Consider the following 17,173-nt stretch of genomic DNA (forward strand, 5'->3'; position numbering starts at 1 on the left):
GGCCATGCCGACCAGCCGGACCACCCCGACCAGCTCGACCACCCCGACCGGCCGTCCGCGCCCGGCCTGCCGGCCGGCATGGTCGGGCGCCGGATCGCGGGCTACCGGCTGGAGCGCGAGATCGGCCGCGGCGGCATGGCCGTGGTGTACCGGGCCAAGGACCTGCGGCTCGGCCGGACCGTCGCGGTCAAACTGCTCGCCCCCGAACTGGCCCGCAACGAGGTGTTCCGGCAGCGCTTCATGCACGAGTCCGAGGCCGCCGCCGCGATCGACCACCCGCACATCATCCCGGTGTTCGAGGCCGGCGAGCACGACGGCATCCTGTTCATCGCGATGCGCCACGTCGAGGGCGGCGACCTGCGCGGGCTGATGAACCGGGGAGGCCCCTTCTCGGCCGAGCGGACCGCCCGACTGGCCCTGCAGATCGCCTCCGCGCTCGACGCCGCGCACGACCACGACCTGGTCCACCGGGACGTCAAGCCCGGCAACGTGCTGGTCGCCGCCGGGACGGACAGCGAGCACCCCGAGCACCTGTACCTGGCGGACTTCGGCCTCACCAAGAAGTCCCTCTCGCTGAGCGGCCTGACCAGCGTCGGCCAGATCGTCGGAACGCTGGACTACGCCGCGCCCGAGCAGATCTCCGGCAAGCCGCTGGACGGGCGCTGCGACCAGTACGGCCTCGGCTGCGTGGTCTTCGAGATGCTCGCGGGCTCCCCGCCGTTCCGCCGGGAGAGCGACGTGGCGCTGCTCTGGGCACACCTCAACGACCCGCCGCCCACCTTGCGCGACCACCGCCCCGACCTGCCCGCCGCCGTCGAGGCGGTGGTCGCCCGGGCGCTCGCCAAGGCCCCCCAGGACCGCTACGCCAGCTGCCTGCAGTTCGTCGCCGAGCTGCGCGCGGCCACCGCCGTCGTGCCCGGCCACGGCGCCGCGCCGAGGGCGTGGAGCGGAAGCGGGAACGGACCGCCGACCCGGGTCGTCCAGGCGGTCGTCCCCGGCCTCGCCGCAGCGGCCGTCGTGCCCGAGCCGCCCGCGTGGGCCGCCCCGGTCGTCCACCCGCCGCCGTGGTGAGCGCCGTACCGTCCACCGCCGTCCGCCCCCAGGAAGCCGACCCCCAGGAAGCCGACCGCCATGAACGCCGTGAGCCAGGTCTTCGCCGTGATCGCCGCCGCGGTCCACCTCCTCGCGTGGCCGCTGGAGAGCTTCCTGTACGGCCACCCGCGGGTGCGCTTCCTGCTCACCGGCAGCACGGCGGACGCGCCGGAGGTCCGACTGTGGCGCTTCAACGTCGGCTTCTACAACCTGTTCCTGGCGCTCGGTCTGGTCGCCGGACTGGTCCTGCTGCACACCGGGCACGCCGCCTCCGGCCGCGCCGTGATCAGCTACGTCGCCGCTTTCATGGTCGCCGGCGGGGTCACCCTCTTCGCCTCGGAGCCGAAGGTCTGGCGCGGCGCCCTCGCCCAGGCGCTGCCGGCGGCGGCGATCCTCATCGCCGAGGCGTTCTGAGCGCGCGCCGCCCGGCAGCCGTCAGCCCGCCCCGGGCACTTCCTTGCCGCCGGGCACTTCGCCACCCGAGACCTCGCCGCCGGGGACATCGCCGCTGGAGACCTCGCCCCGGCGGCCGGTGCGGGCGGCCAGCAGGGCGCCCAGCGCACCGGTCAGCAGGCCCCAGCCCGCCGCCAGCGGGACGGCCGTCCACAGCACCGGGCGCAGGGTGAGGCTGCCGCCACCGAGGCCGGCCAGCGGGTTGGCGCCGCCGAGGAGCGAGCCGATCAGGTCGCCGAGGCCGCCCTGGCCGACGCCGACGCCGAGCACCGACAGCCCGTAGTCGGCGTCCGCCCTGGTCCAGAGCCCGACCAGCAGCACCGTCACCGCGCCGGCCAGGGCGAACCGGACGGCGTGCTGCCAGAGCCGGACGGTGCGCGGCGAGCGGTACGCGGCGAGGAAGCCGGCCGCGAGCAGCAGCACGGCGGCCAGCGGCAGCAGCCACCAGCTGCGCGCGTCCTGGTCGGCGAGCGTGCCCAGGCTGATGGTGGCCTGCTGCCCGTCCGGCGCCCGCAGCACCTCGGCGAGCGGCCTGGGCACCGGCAGGCCGAGCGCGCCGCTGAGCCGCCCGTGCCACTGCGCGCCGAGCCCGACGCCGAAGGCGAGCCAGACCAGGTCGGGCAGGGCGAGCAGCAGCACGGCCAGGGTCTGCCGGGCGTTGCCGTGCACGATCGCGGTCAGCACCCCGGCCGCCAGCCCGATCACCAGGTACGCCAGCAGGACCAGCCAGAGCGCGAACGCGGCTGGGCGGACCGCGAGTTGGTAGGGCAGCAGAGCGCGCGGCAGCGGCGCCCGCCGGGACACCGCGAAGGTGCCCGCGAGGACGACGAGCAGCCAGGCCAGCCCGATGCCGACCGTGCTCGGGGCATCCGCGTGGAAGCCGACCTCCGGGGTGAGCCCGAGCGCGCCGCCGATGGTCTGCGCCAGGTCGCCGCCGAGCGGGACGTCGAAGGTGTGCCGGGCGCCGAGGGTGAGCAGCGCGAGGGCGACCAGCCAGATCACCACCGTGCGGGCGATCCGGCCGAGCAGTTCGCCGCCGCCGGCCACCGCGCGGAAACGCAGCTGACGCAGGAACACCTCGGCCATCACCACCGCGCCGGCCAGCGAGACGGACAGCGGCATGGCGCTGATCCCGGCATCCACCGCGGCGAACTGCCCAGCCCCACCGCCGAGTTGGACGGATCCGCCGACGGCCAGCGCCACCGCCCCGGCCAGCACGGCCGGGAAGCCGCCGCCCGGGAGGTCGTCGGCGCCGGCCAGCCAGAGACCGAGCGCGGCCACCGCCGCCATGGCGGCGAACCCGGCCAGCACCACGGCCAGCGCGTCCAGCCAGCCGCGCAGGGCGCCGGGCGGGCCCGCGACCCGGGTGGTGGGCTGCTGCATGGCGCCTCCTCGGTGCGTCGGGCTTCGCGTTCCAGGGTGGCCGACAGCGGGCGGGCACGCTCGGCGACGGCCCCCGCACCTGCTGTTGCGGCGGGTGGGGAGCCGGGGGGAAATGGAGGCCAGTGGCAGGAGCTTCCCGGGTCGGCGCGTCCGTCGGCCGCCTGCGAAACGGAGCCTCGATGAGTTCCCAACCGCCGCCCTCCGGCCCGCCGAGCGAACCGCCCCACGGCCCCCCGTCCGGACCGCTGGCCGGTCCCCCGTCGGGCGGCGGCCGGTTCGGGCCGCCGTCCGGGGCATCCGGCCAGTCCGGTCCGCCCGGGCCCCCGTCCGGGCCGCCTGGTCCGTCCGGGCCGTCCGGTCCGTCCTCCGGGGACGGTCGGGGGCCGCACACGCCGTGGTGGCGCTCCGGACGGGGGCTCGCGTTGGCCGCCGGCACGCTGGCGGTGGCCGCGGTGGCCACGGTGCTGATCGTGAACAGCCAGGGTGGCGGTCACCACGACACCCTGCCGGCCGCCAACGAGGTGGCCCTCCAGGCCCCGGCCGACCCGGGGCCGGACCCGTTCACCCCATCGGTGGAAACCCAGGGGGTGAGCGCCCCCGCCCCCGCCCAGGCGCCGCAGTCCGCCCAGGCACCGCGGTCCGGGCCGGGCGGCCGGTCCACGGCCGCCTCCCCCGCAGTGATCCACAGCGTCGAGGGCAGCTCCGCCGGGCTGTACGGCGGGACGATGACCAAGCCCAGCTGCGACACCGAGCGCCTGATCGGGATGGTCTCCAGCGGGGACGCCGGCCGCGCCTGGGCCTCCGCCGCGGGCATCCAGCAGTCCGACGTCCCGTCCTACCTGCGCTCGCTGACCTCGGCCTACCTGCGGGTGGACACCCGGGTCACCAACCACGACTACAAGAGCGGCGCCGTGGTCGAGTACCAGTCCGCGCTCCAGGCCGGCACCGCCGTCCTGGTGGACGCCCAGGGCGTGCCCCGGGTGCGCTGCTCCTGCGGCAACCCGCTGAAGCCGCCGGTGCTGGTGAGCGACGCCAAGTACACCGGGAAGGCATGGGCCGGCTTCCACCCGACCACGCTGGTCGTCGTGGTGCCCGCGCCGCACCCGGTGACCGAGATCATCCTGGTGAACATCGAGACGGGCGGCTGGTTCTCCCGGCTGACCGGGCGGATCGACGTGGTCGACCGGAACGTCGGACCGCCCAAGGGGCCGTTGGCACCCGGTATCCCGCCGCCGGGGAAAATGACGCCCACCACGCCGGCGGGCACGGCCTCGACGTCGCACTCGACCTCCGCCTCGTCCTCCGCCTCGTCCTCCGGGGCGTCCTCCGGGTCCGGCTCGGCGACGACCTCGGGTTCGACCTCCTCGGGGGCGACGTCCCCGGGCGCCTCAACCGGGACGGGCTCCGCCTCGGCAACGTCGTCCACCTCCTCGGGCGCCCCGACCGGGACGACCAGGTCGACCGGCACCGCGTCTGCGTCCACCGGCTCCTCGACCGGCTCGTCCACGGGGTCGTCCACCCCCAAGACGCCGACCCAGACGCCGAGCACCAAGGCCCCGGCGACCACGGCCGGCTCCACCACGACGAACACCACCAACGGCACCACCACGACGACCACCGCGACGACCACCGAGCCCTCGGAGACCGCGACGGCCGGGAGCGCCACCCCCAGCTGATCCGCCCGACTCCCCGGCACCGCCCGCCGCCCATCCGCCGCCGGTGGCGGCACGCCTCAGGGCAGCAGCACCTCGGCGTCCTCGGGCCCCAGCACCCGGCCGCCGGCCACGCGGACCTCCATCGCCTCGATCGGCGCGCCCGTCCCGCGTTCCACCAGCCGGGCGCGCGGCTCGCCCTCCGCGAAGAACCACTGGTCGCCCCACTGCCGCAGCGCGGTGATCACCGGGAAGAGGGCGCGCCCCTTCTCGGTCAGCACGTACTCCTGGTACGGGCTGCCGTCGGCGGCCGGCGCGAGCTCGAACACCCCGTTGGCGACCAGGTTGGCGAGGCGGGCCGAGAGGATGTTCCTGGCGAGGCCCAGGTTCTTCTGGAACTGGCCGAAACGGCGCAGCCCGTCGAAGGCGTCGCGGACGATCAGCAGCGTCCAGCCGTCGCCGACGACGTCGAGCGGGCGGGCGACCGGGCAGGTCGACTCCTCGTGCGTGGTGCGCTTCGGCACTTCTCCCACCTTCCACCGGTCGGCGCCCAGCCTATCGGCGAGTCGCGTGGTTGCTTATTGAAACCACAGTATGCCAGGGTGGCGTGGTAGCACTTTGAAACCAGTCGGCCGTGCCCGCCACCAGGAAGACCCGCCCATGACCTCGCCCACCCGCGCCACCGCCGCCGCCACCGCCGAAGCACCCCCACGCGGCCTGCCACCCGCCGCCGCCTGGCTCCTCTCCGTCGCCTGCGGCCTCGCCGTCGCCAACGTCTACTACTCACAGCCCCTGCTCGACCTCATCGCCGCGGACTACGACATCGACCCGGCCACCATCGGCCTCGTCGGCACCCTCACCCAGACGGGCTACGCGCTCGGCCTGCTGCTGCTCGTCCCGCTCGGCGACCGCGTCAACCGCCGCACCCTCACGACCGCCCAGCTCGGGCTCTCCGTGCTCGCCCTCGCCGCCGTCGCGCTCGCCCCCTCCGCGTTGCTGATGCTCGCCGCGATGGCCGCCGTCGGCGTCCTCGCGGTGGTCGCCCAGGTCGTCGTCGCGTACGCGGCCTCGCTCGCCGCGCCCGCCGACCGGGGCCGGGTGGTCGGCACCGTCACCAGCGGCATCGTGGTCGGCATCCTGCTCGCCCGCACCGTCGCCGGCACCATCGGCGACCTGGCCGGCTGGCGCGCCGTCTACGTGGTGTCCGCCGTCGCCACCGGCGCGATGGCCCTCGCCGTCGCGGTCGTCCTCCCGGCCGAACGCCACCGACCGTCGGCGCAGACCGAGCAGACCTCGCAGACCGCACGGATCAGCTACCCCCGGCTGATCGGCTCGGTGTTCACACTCTTCACCGAGGAGCCCGTGCTCCGCGCCCGGGCGGTCCTCGCACTGCTCACCTTCACCTCCATCACCGTCCTGCTCACCCCGATGGTGCTCCCGCTCGCCGCCCCGCCGTTCAGCCTCAGCCACACCCAGATCGGGCTGTTCGGCCTGGCCGGCGCCGCCGGAGCCCTGGGCGCCGGCCACGCGGGCCGCCAGGCCGACCGCGGCCGGGCCGAACGCACCGCCGGCATCGGCCTGTTGGCCATGCTCGCCGCCTGGATCCCGGCGGCCCTGCTGCCGCACTCGGTGTGGTGGCTGGTGCTCGCCATGGTGGTGATCGACTACGGCCTGCAGTCCGTGCACGTGGTCAACCAGCACCTGCTGTACCAGGTCCGCCCCGAGGCGCAGAGCCGGCTCACCGCCGGGTACATGCTCCTCTACTCCGCCGGCTGCGCGGCGGGCGCGATCGGCTCCACCGTCGTCTACGAGCGCTGGGGCTGGACGGCCGTCTGCCTCCTCGGCGCGGCCACCAGCCTGGCCGCACTGCTCTACTGGCTTGCCAGGAAGCAGAATTGACGAAACCCCCGAACCGCTCCTCCCCCTGATCCGACGGCGCGCCACGGGGCGGGTATCGTCCCGGCCATGAAGGCAGTGTTACGCCGGGTGTGGTCCCTTCCGTTGGCGGGCGCGGTGGTCTCGCTGCTGGTGCTCTGCTGGAGCCTGGTCGCCGCGTCCGCGCAGTGGCGGGCCGCGAGCCGGATAGACGCCGCGCCGCTGCGGGTGGACGGGACGGTCAGCGCCGTGGCCCTGCGCAAGGGCGGCTGGCTCTACACCGTCACCTACCGGGTGGGGGATCGCGACTACCGCACGTCGGCGCTCGGCCTCAAACGGGTCGAGAAGCCGCACGTCGGGATGACCGTCCCCCTGGAGGCGGCGGCGGACGACCCGGCCACCGTCCGCGTGGCCGGTGACCACTACCCCAACGACGACATGCCCGCGACCTACGTGCTGGCTGCGGTGGGCGCCACGGCGGTCCTGCTGTGGCTGGTCGGCCTGCTCGTCCAGCGCGCCCGGGGCCGGACTCCCCTCCCGTGACGGCCGGTTCGGCCGCCGGGCCGGTTCGCCCGCCGCCTCGCGGGTGCGGCCGCGCGGCGCCCGCCGCCGCCCGTCAGTCCACGCAGGGGATGCCGCCGGCCTTGACGGCGGGGCCCTGCATGGGGAGGCCGGCGGCGGGGTCGGTGGCCGCGTCGCCCGGCCCGGTGGCGGCGGCGGAGGGGCTGGGGGTGCGGGTGACGGCGAGGGTGACGACGATGTGGCCGGGGGCGACGACGGCGGCCGCGGTGGCGGTGACGCCGTAGCGGGTGGCGAGCTGCTGGGCGTCGGCCTTGGCGCCGCTGCCGTAGGTGACGGTGGTGGCCCTGGTCCTGGCGGCGGCGTCGCCGATCTTCCCCGGCTGGTAGCCGAGTTCGGTGAGGGCCTTGGACTCGGTGGCGGCCGCGCCGGCGCCCGCGACGGCGTTGACGTCCACGACGGCCCTGGTCGCGGTCTGGGAGGCCGCGGACGGCGAGGGCGTGGCGGTCTCGGCGGCCGTCTCGGTGGGCGCGGGGACGGCCTGGACGGGGGCCGGCTCGCGGTTGAACAGCTGCCGGACGATCTTCTTGATCAGCTCCGGGTTGACGGTGTTGACCTCCTGGCCGCCGACGGTCTTGAACCCGGTGATCGGCAGGGTGTTGAACTCGACGTTCCCGCCGGTGAGGTTGGGCGCCTGCTGGGCGAAGTCGAGGATGTTCCACTCGTTGTCGATGACGACGTCCTTCTTCACCACCCCGAACAGCTTCTGCATCTGCCCGAAGTCGTTGAGGATGCCCTGCTGCTTGAGCCGGTACTCGACGGAGGAGATGAACGCCTGCTGCCGGTGGGTGCGGTCGAGGTCGCCGTTGGCGAGGTGGTGGCGCTGGCGGACGAAGGAGAGGGCCTGGGCGGCGTTGAGGGAGCTGATGCCGGCGGGGAGCTTGAGGCCGGTTCCGCCGCCCTCGTGGGCGGCGGTTCGGGCGATGATCGGATCGTCGACGGGGTGATTGAGGCAGACCTGGATCGGCTCGACGGCCTTGGCGATGTCGTAGAAGCCGATCAGGTTGACCTCGGCGAAGTGGTCGATCGGGACGTCGAGGAAGCTCTGCACGGTCTGGATGGTGGCGGAGCGCCCGGCTTCGCGGCTCTGCCGTTCCAGGTCGGCCTTGGAGAGCCCCTTGCCGGCGAGTTTCTGCTCGGCGGCCACCTTGGCGATGCCGTAGGCCTCCTTGATCTTGTGCATCTTGCCGTCGGCGCCGGCGGTCTGCACGTAGTCGTCGCGCGGGACGGACAGCGCGGTGACCTTGCCGCCGTTGGCCGGGATGTGCAGGACGATCAGGGCGTTGGTGTTGTAGCCGCCGATCTCGCTCGACCCGGCGTGCAGTTCGTCCTCGACGAACTGCTTGGGCAGGTCGTTGCCGTCCATGTCCTTGCGGCTGTCGAGGCCGATCAGCAGCAGGTTGACGGACTTGTCGAGGTGGGGCGGGGCGTTCTTCTTGGCCTCGCTCAGCGCGGTGGACTTGGTCATGCCGTCGTCGAGGCTGCGGTACTCGTACCAGGTGAAGCCGCTGGCGCCGAGGACGGCGACGGAGACGGTGCAGGCGAGGGTGCGCCCGGCGACGGTCAGCGGGGCGGTGCCGCGGCGCGGGGCGCGGCCGCGCGGGCGGAGGCGGGCGGCGCGTTCAGCCACGACGGCTCCTTCCGGTCGGGGTGCCCGCACTGCGGGGCCGTCGACGGTCGAGCGCGACGCGGACCGCGACGACCAGCAGCGCGACCCCCACCGCCGCCGCCATCACCGGGAACGCCCCCACCACCCACCGCAGCGCGCCGGTGCCGAGTTGCTTGCCCCGATACGCGTCCCGGTTCGCCAGGTACTCGATGCCGGCGGCGCCGAGCAGCACCACGAGCGGCGCCGCGGTGACGACCCACCAGCGGCCGGCCCGGCTGCACAGCGCCGCCGCGGCGCCCGTCCCGCCGACCGCACCGACCGCGAAGAGCACGCCGACGCCGGGGCCGCCGAGTTCGTCCGCGACACCGCCGAGGACGGGCAGGCCGACGGCGGTGAGCAGCACCGGCAGCCGGCCTCCCCGGCGGGCCTGCGGCCGGCGGCGGGAGGCCGCGGTCCGTGGCGGGCGGGCGGCGGGTGGCGCGGCGGGCTCCGCCCGGTCGGCCGCGCGCGAGCGCTGCGCGGGCAGGGCGGGGTCCTCGGTGCGCGGTCCCGCGTCCTGGTACGGCGTTCTCGCCCGCTGCCCGGCCATGCGCACTTCCCTCGCTCGTTTCGGCTGCCGCGGCGCGTGCGCGCCGCCGTGCGTGCCGGGACGCGTTCCGTCCTGGTGGCGGTTCCCAATTTCTACAGTGCTGTAGAAGTTGGGCTGGAGCATACAAACCCATTTCAGCAAAGTCATCCGCCGTCCTTCGGCAGCGGCCGAGCGCCCGGTGGGCCGTCGTTAGGATGGTCATGATCCCCCGCCACGTCGGCACACCATCAGGAACGCGTCAGAGGAGCAGAGCGTCACCATGTTTGAGAGTCTGAAGAACCTCGCGGACAAGGCCACCGACCTCGCCCGCGAGCACAGCGACGTGCTCGGGCAGGGCCTGGACAAGGTCGGCGACGTGATCGACGACCGCACGGACGGCAAGTACAGCGGCCAGATCGACACCGGCGTCGAGAAGGCCAAGGGCTTCCTGCGCAACCTCGACGGCGAGCAGAAGCCGGCCGAGTAGCCTGCCACCGGGCACGGTCGCCGGCACGATCGGCAGTACGACGGTCGAACAAGGACACGGGCGCACGGGGAGGGGTCGGCAGCGATGAGCGAGGGGCAGCAGGGGTCGCGCTGGGGGCGCTGGCTGGTCGTCGGCGTACTCGTCGCGGCCGGGTGGGGCATCGTCCACGGCGGCGACCACCCCACCACGGCGTCGTCCGGCGCCTCCCCGTCGGCGCCCCCCTCCCCGGACGGTGCCGCGCCCTCCGCGTCCGCGCCCTCCCCGTCCGAGTCCGCCTCGACCGCGCCGTCGAAACCGTCGAAACCGTCCGGCCGCTACGACCCCGCCGACTACGCGGCCCCGGTGCGCCGGTACGCCGCCGAGGCCGGGGTCAACCCGCAGCTGCTGATGGCGATCCTCTACAACGAGTCCTACAAGCCGCACGACCCGGAGCTCGAACGGGCCTGGCAGCGCGGCAAGCCCGAAGCCTCGTTCGGCATCGCCAACATGCACCGCGCCGCCTTCGACGACACCAAACCCGGCCGCCCCTTCGCCGACCGCAAGTGGGAGGAGCTGCCGGACGACCGCGACCTGGCCGTCCAGGCGGCCGCCTGGCACCTGCACGACCTGGCCGGGCAGCTCCCGGCGCGGCCGAGCGCGCCGCTGAACCACGACGAGCTCCTCGCCCTCGGCTACAACGCCGGCGCGGGCAACATGCTGGCCTTCGCCCGCGGGGTCAAGGTGGGCTCCCAGGCGCAGTCCTACCTCGACCGGCTGCACGACAACTGGGCCAAGTCCGGCACGGCCGTCCAGTAGCGCGGGTGCCCCCGGGGGCACCCGCGCCGGGGATCAGCTGGCGCCGAGGCGGGCGGCCCACTGCGCGCGCCAGGCCAGCGCGTCGGCGACGCCCTCGGCGATGCCCCGCCGCGGCTGCCAGCCGAGCAGCTCGCGGGCGGTGTCGACGGCCGCGTAGCAGCCGATCACGTCGCCCGGCCGGGGGCCCGCCTCGCGGACGTCGAGCTTCACGCCGACGGCCTGCTCGAAGGCGGCGATCAGCTCGCGCACGGTGGTGCCGTCGCCCGTGCCCACGTTGATGACCCGGTAGCGGTCCTCGGCGCCCTCGGCGATCACCTCGTCGAAGCGGAGCAGCGCCGCGACGTGCGCCTCGGCGAGGTCCCGCACGTGGACGTAGTCGCGGATGCCGGAGCCGTCCCTGGTCGCCCAGTCGACACCGGTGACGGTGAACGGGGTGCCGTTGGTGTGCGCCTCGATCAGCTTGCCCAGGGCGTGGGTGGGGTTGAGGTCCTGGAGTCCGGTGCGCAGCCGCGGGTCGGCCCCGATCGGGTTGAAATAGCGCAGGGAGATGACCCGCTGCCGCTCGGCGCCCTCCCCCCTGGTCCAGTCCTGGAGCACCTGCTCCATCATCAGCTTGGTGCGCGCGTAGGGGCTGTTGGCCTCGACCGGGCTGCTCTCGTCGACCCGCGCGTCCGGGGTGGGCGCGTAGATGGAGGCGGAGCTGCTGAAGACGACCCGGGTGCAGCCGTGGCGCTGGAGGGCGTCGAGCAGTTCGACGGTCTTGCCGACGTTCTCCCGGTAGTAGTACAGCGGCCTGGCCACCGAGTCCGGGACGACGATCCTGGCCGCGCAGTGCACGGCGGCGTCGATGTCCGGGTGCTCGGCGAAGATCCGGTCGAGCAGGGCCGCATCGGCGACGTCGCCCTGGTAGAACACCTTGCCCTCGACGAACTCGGCCCGGCCCTTGGACAGGTCGTCCAGGATGACCGGGGTGATGCCCTGGTCGAGGAGGGCGAACACCACCGAACTGCCGATGAATCCCGCGCCGCCGGTGATCAGGACCTTCTTCATGCGCGGACGCTCCCTTGCGGTCGGCCGGGCGCCCGGTGGCGCCCGGTGGCTTGTGGGACGGTGGTTCGCGCTCGATGGTTCCGCCGCCGGGCTCACCGGCGGCGGAGCCAGAATCCGGTGGCGACCAGCACGACGGCCGCGACGGCGGTGCCGATCGCGGCCCAGGTGGCGGCGTCGGGCGTGGTGTCGGAGGGGGTGTCCCGGGCGGCGGAGCGGGCCCGGGCGGCGCTGTCGGCGGCCGTCGGGGCGGTCGGGGCCGTGGGTGTGGGAGTGGGTGTGGCCGTGGGAGCGGGCGCGGGTATCGGGGCCGGGGCGCCGGTCGTCGCGCCCGTCGCCCCCGGCAGCGGAGGATCGCCGATCACCGCGGCCTCGACGTCGAGTTCACCCTCGCCGTGCCCCGGCGAGGGGAACGCGCAGTCGACGCTCACCCGCCAGTGCCCGGCCGGAAGGATCTCCCGGGTGGTGTACGTCCCCGGCTCGCCCGGGACGGCGACCAGGCGCCAGGGGCCGACCGTGCGCCCGTCGGTGGCCGTCGCGGCCAGCGTGCCGGTGAACTCCCCGGTGACCGGGTCGTGGTCGTTCTCCCAGGTGGCGCTGGTGCTGACGCGGCCGTTCCGCTGGCCGGAGACGTCCAGGTGGACGGTGTCGCCGTGGGCGGCGACCGGCACGGCGGCGGGCAGCACGGCCGCACCGGCGAGGGCGAGGGCGACGACGAGGGGTCGGGTTCGCATGGCGGGAAATCCTCGTGAGGGGTGAGGGGCAGGGAGCGGTGACGCCGGGTGCGGGCGCCACCGGGTGGTGGCGCCCGCACCCGGCGCCGCCGGACGGTCTCAGGAGGCCTTCAGCAGCGGCCGGTTGTTGCACGGCCGGCCGTTCGGGCTGCTGGAACTCCCCCGGGGCGGGTCCGACGGTTCGCGCCCTGCGAGAATCGTCGGACCCGCCCTAGCCGACCACCGTAGTACCAGCGGCCGTCGAGCCCGAGCACCAGCGCGCCGCCACCCGCCGCGAAGTGAACCGGCCGACACCGGAGGCGAGTTGCCGCTACGGGGGGCGCGGCTCCGCGCTCCGGCGTCCCATCGCGTTTCCCCTCCTCGTACGAGGTGCGGGCGCCCCGCGGAGCGGGGCCCGAACCTTCCGGCACTCAGGAGAGCGGTGGGCCGCACGGGAATAACGAAAACCTCTTGCGGAATTCGGCCGCCCGCGCGCGGCGGGCCGGGTCGCGCGGAGCGGAGGACACCGGAGAAGCGGGCCGAGGACGGCCCGAGAGACCCCGGGGACGGCCCCGGACGTGACGGTGCCGGGAAGCGCACTCGGGGGGTGTGCGCTCCCCGGCAACGGGGTGGTGGCGGCCACCCGGCCGGAGTCCCGGGCCCTGGGCTCAGACGGCCGTGACGGAAATGCTAGGGCGTGCCACGGGGCCCTGAACAGAGTCCTGAACTGGCCAATTCCCGCCCAGGACATGCCAGCTGGGGCCGATGACCGACATTCCGTCAACCACCGGTCAGGCCGCCGCCCGCACCGGGGCCTGCTGCGCCGCCGCCCGGCCGCCGGCGCAGCCGCCGTGCAGTCGGGCCAGCCCGGCGGCCAGCCCCGCCCGGTCCCCGGCGAGCCACAGGCGCAGCGCGGCGGACAGCGCGGCGCTGGCCGGTCCGCTCGACGGGCCGCCGGTCCGCGCGATCCGCTCGCCCAGCAGCGGCAGCAGGTCCGCGATCGGGGCGGGCAGCCAGAGGGTCAGGGCGCAGGGGGCGGGTCGGGCCAGGACGCGCCGCAGCGGCAGCGCGGAGGCGTCGTCGTGCAACGCGGGGATGACCTCCAGCAGGCCGTCGACCACCACCTCGGAGACGTCCCCGCCGTGGCCGCGCGCGAGGGCCCGCAGCAGCGCGCGTTCGGCGGCGGTGATCCGGACGGTCAGCATGACCTCGTCGCAGTCCATGGTCCCGGTTCCCCTGTCGTGGAAGTCGTGGCGGTCGTGGCGGTCGTGGCCATCGGGGCCGGTGGGCCCGCCCCGGTGGTTCTCCTGCCCGTCAACGAGGCTCCGCTACCGGCGTTATCAGGCCGTAGTGGCCGTCGTAGCGGCGGTAGAGCACCCGGGCACGGCCGTCGCCGGGGTCGGCGTAGCGGACGAACGGGCCGCCGGTCAGCCAGAGCCGCCGGGCCGCCTCGGTGAGGTCGAGCGGGCCCGCCGGGTCGGCGCCCGTGGACCGGCCCACCCCGGGCTCGCCGCTGAGCGGGCAGCGGTGGACCAGCGCGTCCCGACCGGTCGCGGCGTCCACGAAGAGGTGGAACGGCCGGTCCAGCGCGAGCAGTTCGCGGGTGGCCTGCTCGGGGGTGCGGCGGGCGAGGACGACCTCCTTGCGCCGGGCGATCCGCCGTTCGGCGAGCGGGCGGGCGGCGTACTGCGGGCGGTAGGCGCTCTCGTGGGCGGCGGCGAATCCGATGTCGCCCTGCTCGCGCAGCCGACCGGCCCGGCCGGCGAGGGTGCCCAGGGCGACGTCGACGGCCTCACGGGCGGTGACGGCGGCGAGTTGCACCCGGACCTGGCCGACGCCGGCCAGGTCGACGTCGGCCTGCGCGAGGGCGGGCCGGGTCATGGCCCGGTCGCGCACGCGGGTGAGCCTGATGCGCAGCGCGCGGGTTCCGGGACCGAGCCCGGCCGCCGTGTCCAGTGCCTGCGCCCGGGCGTACTCGGCGTCCTCGCGCGGCAGCTCGCCGCGGATCTCCACCCGGACGTCGAGGGCGGGCCGGTGGCGCAGACTGGTCATCAGGGTCCTCCTTCTCCCCGACCATGCTGGCCCTCGGGCGGCCAGGCGGCGAGGGTCCAAAGACCCTGCGCGAGGGGCCCGGCCCGGATCTTTCCGGTGGGGCCTTCACCGCAGGTCAGCAGCACGTTCCGGGGCAGTCGGAGCCACTGCGGATGATCGACCGTTGGAGTGATCCGCCCGCGTTCGGCGCAACGCCCGTCGGACCGGCGCGTTTGCCATGACGTGCGCCCCTCCAGCCGGGGCACGCGCGGATCCGCGCGAGCCGGCCCCCCACCTCCCGGCCGGCCCGTCGGGGCCCCCGGTATCGTCCGCACCGGCTCCTCTGATGAGAGGTACTGACATGACCCTGCTGACCGAGACGCGGCAACGGGACCTCCCCCCGAGAACCGCACCGACCACACCCCGCACCACCCGTGCGGCCGTCCCCCCGCTCGCCCCCGGCGCGGTCCCCGGCCTCGGCCACGCGGCCGCCCTGCTCCGCGACCCGCTCGGATTCCTCGGCTCGCTCTCCCGGCACGGCGGCGTCGTCCGGATCCGGCTCGGGCCGCGCACCGTCTGCGTGGTCACCGACGCCCCGCTCGTCCACACCCTGCTCGTCGCCCTCGCCTACGACTGCCCGCGCGGCGCCGTCCAGGACACCCTCAAGACGGCGTTCGGCGACGGCCTGCTGATGTCCGAGGGCCAGGCCCACCGCGACCGCCGCCGGATCATCCAACCCGCCTTCGGGCCGGACCGAATGGCCGAGTACGTCGCCGTGATGCACCAGGTCACCGAGGAACGGGCCGGACGCTGGCACCCCGGTCAAGTCCTCGACGTGGCCAAGGAGATGAACCACCTCGCGCTGGAGATCGTCACCCGCTCGCTGTTCGACGCCCGGCTGAGCGAGGACGCCACCCTGGCCTTCCACCAGGCCCTGCCGGACCTGGTGAAGGGCCAGATCGTCCAGTCCCTCTACCCGCACCCGGCGCTCGCCCGGCTGCCGCTGCCCGTCAACCGGCGCTTCGACGCCGCCGTCCGGGTGCTCAACCGGGTCGTCGACCAGGCCGTCAGGCCGACGGGCACCCGGTCCGCCGAGCGGGGCGGCACCCTGCCCGCCCTGCTGCGCGCCGCCACCGACCCGGGCACCGGCCGGCCGCTCACCGAGGCGGACGTCCGGTCCGAGGCGATCACCATGTTCGGCGCCGGCACCGAGACCGTCTCCACCACGCTGACCTGGCTCCTCGACGAACTCCTGCGCCACCCCGAGGTGGAGGCCCGGGTGCTCGCCGAACTCGACGAGCACCTGCCCGCCGGCGCCGCCCCCACCCCCGAGGCCCTGGCCAGGCTCACCTACACCCGCAGCGTCACCCAGGAGGTGGTGCGGCTGCACGCGCCCAACGCCTTCCTGATGCGCACCGCCCAGGTGCCGGTGGACCTCGGCCCGTACCGGATCCCGGCCGGCACCGAACTGCTCTACAGCCTCACCGCGCTGCACCGCGACCCGGACCGCTACCCGGACCCGCTGCGCTTCCGCCCGGAGCGCTGGCAGTCGGGCGGGGCCGGGCGGCACTCCTTCCTCCCGTTCGGGGCCGGCAAGCACAAGTGCATCGGGGAGGCCTTCGCCTGGGCCGAGCTGACGGTCGCGGCGGCCGCGATCCTGCGCCGCTGGCGACCGGTGGCCGTCCCCGGCTCCCAGGCCCGGGAGGTGGTGTGGACGACGGTCCAGGCGCACGGACTGCGCGTGCGGCTGGCCCCGCGCGGCGCCCGGGTGCCCCGCCCGGACAGCCCGCCGGACGACCGGGCGGGGGACGACCGGGTGGGGGACGACCGGGTGCCGGACGACCGGGTGGGGGACGACGAGGTGGGCGTCGAGGCCCCGCCGGCGGCCCGCTGCCCGGTGAGCATCCCCGACCCGGCCCCCGCCGCGCCCCAACTCCCGCAGCGGTCCGGCGAACTGCGCACCGCCGCGGCCCGGCACGCCGCCTGGGTGGTCGGCCGCAACCTCCTCACCCCGCCCGAGATGACCCGCTACGGGGCCTACGCCCTGCACGAGTTGATCGGCCACGCCTTCCCCCGCGCCCACGGCGCCAACCTCGACCTGCTGGTGGACATGCTGGGCTGGTTCACCATCCTCGACGACCGCTTCGACGGCCCGCCGGGGCGCCGCCCCGCCGAAGCCCGCGACGTCGTCGACCCGCTCATCGACGCCCTGCGCCGCACCGGGGCCGATCGGACGGGCGCCTCCGCGCCGGTCGGCGAGGGCCCGGCACCGCGCTCGGGCGACCACCTGCTCCGCGCCTGGCACGACCTGTGGAGCCGCCAGGCGCAGGGCATGTCGCCCAACTGGCGCGTCCGGGCCGCCCGGGAGTGGCAGGCCTGTCTGGAGACCTTCCCCGCCGAGGCCGAACACCGCGCCCACGGCACGGTGCCCGCCCTCGGACTGCCCGAGACCATGCGGCTGCGCCGCCACGGCAGCTGCCTCTACCCGTTCATGAACATACTGGAACGGGTCCACGGCGCCGACGCCCCCGCCGCCCTCCACGCGGAGCCCGCACTGCACCGGCTGCGCGCCAACACCGCCGACGCCGCCACGCTGATCAACGACCTGTACTCACTGGAGCGGGAGGAGCGCCAGGCCGCGGCCGCCTTCAACACCGTCCTCACCCTGCAACGGATCCGCGGCTGCACCCGCAGCCGGGCCGTCGGCGCCGTCCGCGCCCGGGTCGCCCGGCTGCGGCGGGAGAACGAAGCCCTGCGCAGCGACCTGCGCCGCCGCCACCCGGCCGGGCGCTGGTACCTGGACGGCACCCGGGAGCTCATCGAGGGCGTCCAGGCCTGGACCAGCACCAGCGACCGCTACCTCGTGAAGGACGGCCCTCGGACGTAGGA

16 protein-coding genes are annotated in these 17,173 nt (G+C 75.1%); 8 read left to right on the forward strand and 8 right to left on the reverse strand.

Going from position 1 to position 17,173, the window contains the following annotated elements; all coding sequences use genetic code 11:
- Nucleotides 1–78: 78 nt before the first annotated feature.
- Both ACIO9K_RS24410 and ACIO9K_RS24415 read left to right on the forward strand, forming a co-directional pair.
- Nucleotides 79–1,071, forward strand: a complete 993-nt coding sequence (locus ACIO9K_RS24410) for a serine/threonine-protein kinase (protein WP_363617607.1) — start codon at nucleotides 79–81, stop codon at nucleotides 1,069–1,071.
- Between the two features lie 60 nt (nucleotides 1,072–1,131).
- Nucleotides 1,132–1,506 carry a DUF1304 family protein gene (locus tag ACIO9K_RS24415; protein ID WP_363617229.1) on the forward strand — a complete coding sequence of 125 codons (375 nt, stop codon included), beginning with the start codon at nucleotides 1,132–1,134 and terminating at the stop codon, nucleotides 1,504–1,506.
- A 21-nt stretch (nucleotides 1,507–1,527) separates the two neighbouring features.
- Here ACIO9K_RS24415 and ACIO9K_RS24420 read toward each other — a convergent pair whose 3' ends face one another.
- A complete protein-coding gene (locus tag ACIO9K_RS24420; RefSeq protein WP_400333017.1) occupies nucleotides 1,528–2,928 on the reverse strand; it encodes a streptophobe family protein in 1,401 nt (466 codons plus the stop codon).
- A 422-nt stretch (nucleotides 2,929–3,350) separates the two neighbouring features.
- Between ACIO9K_RS24420 and ACIO9K_RS24425 the strand changes: the two genes are divergently transcribed.
- Nucleotides 3,351–4,604, forward strand: a complete 1,254-nt coding sequence (locus tag ACIO9K_RS24425) for a DUF6777 domain-containing protein (protein ID WP_400333019.1) — start codon at nucleotides 3,351–3,353, stop codon at nucleotides 4,602–4,604.
- A 56-nt stretch (nucleotides 4,605–4,660) separates the two neighbouring features.
- Here ACIO9K_RS24425 and ACIO9K_RS24430 read toward each other — a convergent pair whose 3' ends face one another.
- A complete protein-coding gene (locus ACIO9K_RS24430; RefSeq protein ID WP_400333021.1) occupies nucleotides 4,661–5,104 on the reverse strand; it encodes a winged helix-turn-helix transcriptional regulator in 444 nt (147 codons plus the stop codon).
- A gap of 136 nt (nucleotides 5,105–5,240) precedes the next feature.
- Between ACIO9K_RS24430 and ACIO9K_RS24435 the strand changes: the two genes are divergently transcribed.
- Together ACIO9K_RS24435 and ACIO9K_RS24440 are read left to right on the forward strand one after the other, a co-directional pair.
- Complete coding sequence (locus ACIO9K_RS24435) at nucleotides 5,241–6,479, forward strand: MFS transporter (protein WP_400333024.1); 1,239 nt, start codon at nucleotides 5,241–5,243, stop codon at nucleotides 6,477–6,479.
- Nucleotides 6,480–6,545: 66 nt separating this feature from the next.
- On the forward strand, nucleotides 6,546–6,998 hold the full coding sequence (locus tag ACIO9K_RS24440; protein WP_400333026.1) for a hypothetical protein: 453 nt from the start codon (nucleotides 6,546–6,548) through the stop codon (nucleotides 6,996–6,998).
- A gap of 73 nt (nucleotides 6,999–7,071) precedes the next feature.
- Here the strand turns inward: ACIO9K_RS24440 and ACIO9K_RS24445 are convergent, their stop codons facing one another.
- Both ACIO9K_RS24445 and ACIO9K_RS24450 read right to left on the reverse strand, forming a co-directional pair.
- A complete protein-coding gene (locus ACIO9K_RS24445) occupies nucleotides 7,072–8,664 on the reverse strand; it encodes an LCP family protein (RefSeq protein ID WP_400333028.1) in 1,593 nt (530 codons plus the stop codon).
- Entirely contained in the window at nucleotides 8,657–9,232 is a 576-nt protein-coding gene (locus tag ACIO9K_RS24450) for a DUF6542 domain-containing protein (protein WP_400333030.1), read from the reverse strand. The genes ACIO9K_RS24445 and ACIO9K_RS24450 overlap by 8 nt, the downstream gene beginning before the upstream one ends.
- Nucleotides 9,233–9,491: 259 nt before the next feature.
- Here ACIO9K_RS24450 and ACIO9K_RS24455 point away from each other — a divergent pair, with 259 nt between their 5' ends.
- Together ACIO9K_RS24455 and ACIO9K_RS24460 are read left to right on the forward strand one after the other, a co-directional pair.
- Nucleotides 9,492–9,698: an antitoxin gene (locus ACIO9K_RS24455; RefSeq protein ID WP_280680643.1), complete on the forward strand. Its 207-nt coding sequence runs from the start codon at nucleotides 9,492–9,494 to the stop codon at nucleotides 9,696–9,698.
- An 84-nt stretch (nucleotides 9,699–9,782) separates the two neighbouring features.
- Nucleotides 9,783–10,493: a lytic transglycosylase domain-containing protein gene (locus ACIO9K_RS24460; RefSeq protein WP_400333033.1), complete on the forward strand. Its 711-nt coding sequence runs from the start codon at nucleotides 9,783–9,785 to the stop codon at nucleotides 10,491–10,493.
- Between the two features lie 33 nt (nucleotides 10,494–10,526).
- Here ACIO9K_RS24460 and galE read toward each other — a convergent pair whose 3' ends face one another.
- From galE to ACIO9K_RS24480, 4 genes are all read right to left on the reverse strand, one after another.
- Nucleotides 10,527–11,543 carry a UDP-glucose 4-epimerase GalE gene (gene galE, locus ACIO9K_RS24465; protein ID WP_363617247.1) on the reverse strand — a complete coding sequence of 339 codons (1,017 nt, stop codon included), beginning with the start codon at nucleotides 11,541–11,543 and terminating at the stop codon, nucleotides 10,527–10,529.
- A gap of 92 nt (nucleotides 11,544–11,635) precedes the next feature.
- A complete protein-coding gene (locus ACIO9K_RS24470) occupies nucleotides 11,636–12,274 on the reverse strand; it encodes a hypothetical protein (protein ID WP_363617249.1) in 639 nt (212 codons plus the stop codon).
- Between the two features lie 770 nt (nucleotides 12,275–13,044).
- A complete protein-coding gene (locus tag ACIO9K_RS24475; RefSeq protein WP_063350641.1) occupies nucleotides 13,045–13,476 on the reverse strand; it encodes a hypothetical protein in 432 nt (143 codons plus the stop codon).
- Between the two features lie 91 nt (nucleotides 13,477–13,567).
- Nucleotides 13,568–14,305: a sigma 54 modulation/S30EA ribosomal C-terminal domain-containing protein gene (locus tag ACIO9K_RS24480; protein WP_400333038.1), complete on the reverse strand. Its 738-nt coding sequence runs from the start codon at nucleotides 14,303–14,305 to the stop codon at nucleotides 13,568–13,570.
- Between the two features lie 340 nt (nucleotides 14,306–14,645).
- Between ACIO9K_RS24480 and ACIO9K_RS24485 the strand changes: the two genes are divergently transcribed.
- Nucleotides 14,646–17,171: a cytochrome P450 gene (locus ACIO9K_RS24485; RefSeq protein WP_400333041.1), complete on the forward strand. Its 2,526-nt coding sequence runs from the start codon at nucleotides 14,646–14,648 to the stop codon at nucleotides 17,169–17,171.
- Nucleotides 17,172–17,173: the final 2 nt, after the last annotated feature.

It is taken from the genome of Kitasatospora sp. NPDC087271, from assembly GCF_044744605.1.
GTDB lineage: Bacteria > Actinomycetota > Actinomycetes > Streptomycetales > Streptomycetaceae > Kitasatospora.